This window comes from Priestia sp. P5_B4, from assembly GCF_056400385.1.
The window spans coordinates 1-1202 of record NZ_JBFULJ010001045.1; the positions used below are offsets into that span (position 1 = coordinate 1).

2 pseudogenes are annotated in these 1202 nt (G+C 30.9%); both read left to right on the forward strand.

Annotated elements, in window-relative coordinates:
- Positions 1-108 (forward strand): annotated as a pseudogene (locus AC1DRF_RS28630) (colicin); the annotation flags it as partial.
- An 11-nt stretch (positions 109-119) separates the two neighbouring features.
- A pseudogene (locus AC1DRF_RS28635) lies at positions 120-359 on the forward strand (bacteriocin immunity protein).
- Positions 360-1202: the final 843 nt, after the last annotated feature.

The following is a 1202-nucleotide window of genomic DNA, read 5'->3' on the forward strand; positions in this document are numbered from 1 at the left end:
GATAAAGGCGGAGAAGTATATAATCTTGATAATTTAATAATTACTTCACCAAAAACGCATCAAAACATATTAGATCCAGCATATCATTTTAGGAAAAAAGGACATTGATTTAGGAAAGGATGAATGTTACGGAAAATAAACTATCTAAAGAGGAATTAATTGAATTTGTAGACAAAATATGTAATCCGAAGTTGTCTGATGAAGAAGTGAGTGAATATAGTGAATATATTGATATATTAGAAAGTAATGTACCTCATCCAGCTCCAAGTGACTTAATTTTTTGACATGATGAAGAGTTATCAACAGAGGAAATAGTAACAATTGCATTAGCATATGAAGAGGATGAAAAAGATAGATAGGTGTATAATGGCAATTTACAAAAGTGATAAAGTTTGTAGTGTTTGATACACATATATATGAAAAACAAGGTATATGTGAAGTGTACAAAAAAAGAAAAGGTCATTTTGAAGTTCGTACTTCATGATGGTTGTACCATCATAGAGTATTACGCGCAATGATAGAATAGAAAACAAAGTACGAGCTTAGGCTAKATGACATTTTACCGGGCGATAAATATAAACACATGGAATGTATATTAAACTAACGAACTCATACAAACTCGTAAGATTTAATATAGTATTTGTCGTGATCTACAAAAGGTAACACACTGTTACTATAAAACTTACAAATTTATGCTACTTAAAAACATATGAACTTAAAGCACTTGATTGTCTACGGTAGGCAACACGTGCTTTTATTATTAGATTACATACAATATAGGATATAGGTAAGATTGCTAATTTTTAAAGAAAATAGAAGAAAATGATAAGTATTACCTTGATTTATTAGTAGATTGGAAATTTAACGAATATATTATTTATTCCTTGATTGGCTAAACCCTTTCAAGGTTTTTTTATAAAGTTGGATTTGATAAAAAGGTATCCGAAGAAGAATAGATATAGTGATCAAGAAGTAATGAGAGTAGCTAACTAGGAGTAAGTCTGGATTTAACTAACCTTGACAAGAAAAGAAAAACAAGGGAACGTGATAAAGGAAGTAGGTCTTGAACAAATGATTTAGCCCAAAAGCAGCAAGCAATTRGTCRRARAAGGTRTATGAACCGTTTCAAAAGCAGATCAAACCTTTACTAGATGSGGAGATACCGACTTTACGTCCTCAACCTCAACTGGTAGGGATAGGAA